Origin of the sequence: Flaviaestuariibacter amylovorans (assembly GCF_039541815.1) — a bacterium.
GTDB classification, from domain to species: Bacteria; Bacteroidota; Bacteroidia; order Chitinophagales; family Chitinophagaceae; genus Flavisolibacter; species Flavisolibacter amylovorans.
In genome coordinates this window covers 1-1,077 of sequence record NZ_BAABGY010000025.1, presented here as the reverse complement: position 1 = coordinate 1,077, position 1,077 = coordinate 1, and the positions used below count along the sequence as shown (strand labels likewise).

General features: G+C 54.0%; 1 protein-coding gene. It reads left to right on the top strand.

What is annotated here, in order from left to right; all coding sequences use genetic code 11:
* Nucleotides 1–71 precede the first annotated feature (71 nt).
* Entirely contained in the window at nt 72–1,037 is a 966-nt protein-coding gene (locus tag ABD937_RS23520) for an IS110 family RNA-guided transposase (protein ID WP_345258517.1), read from the top strand.
* Nucleotides 1,038–1,077: the final 40 nt, after the last annotated feature.

The following is a 1,077-nucleotide window of genomic DNA, read 5'->3' as shown; positions in this document are numbered from 1 at the left end:
ATGAAAGTTAGGATAGCTGCAGCGGTGTAAAAACCCACATTCCTTTTTCTAACGTAAAACCAAAGTACGAAATGAAACTTGTTTGCGGCATCGACGTTTCCAAAGACACCCTCGACCTCCACTATAACACCGCCTCTGGCAATGAGGTCAGTCTGCGCGTTAAGAACAATGAGAAGGGACATCTCAAGATCCTGGAAGTGTGCGGGCAGCGCACCTACCTCATGGAGGCCTCCGGCCCCTATTACCTGAAGCTGGCCTGCACCCTGAAGCAGGAAGGCGGCGACGTGCGGGTAGAAAACCCGGTGCGCATCCGGCGCTACATCCAGATGGGCCTGGAGCGCAACAAGAACGATAAAAAGGACGCCCGCTGGCTATATCGCTATGCCTTAGAGCGGGGAGGCCAGGTGTGGCAGCTGCCGTCGGAAGAAGCCCTGAGATGCAGCGCCATCACGGCTTCCATCGATCTGCTCACGCGCCAGAAGACCGCGATTACAAACCAGGTCCATAGCCTGAAGCAACTACCCGGCGATCACCGCGAGCTCACCCGCACCCTTACTAAAATGATGATGACCCTGGCAAAAGAGATCAAGGTGCTCGAGCAAAAACTACTCGCCACGTTAAAGCAGTGGAAGGGCGACCAGCTCACCTCGATCTCCTCCATCCCTGGCCTGGGCAAGCGCGCCACGGCGCTGCTGATCACGATGACCAACGGGTTTAAGAAGATACAGAATCACCGTCAGCTCATTGCCCTCGCTGGCCTGGCTCCGAGGGAGCACACGAGCGGGTCATCGATCAAGGGAAAGAAAGGCATCTGCAAGATGGGCAGCGGGCACTTAAGAAACGTGCTGTACATGTGCTCCCTCTCCGCCATCCAGCACAACAAAGCCTGCAAGGAGCTCTATGAGCGACTGAAAAAAGCAGGAAAGAAAAGCAAGGTGGCCCTCATCGCAGTTTGTAACAAACTGCTGAAACAGGCCTTTGCCATCGCTACAAAAGGAACAACCTATCAGGCAGATTTTAAAAGCCAGCTGGCGTAGAAAATCTTTTGGTTTTTAACACAGTTCATGTTAGCCGCCG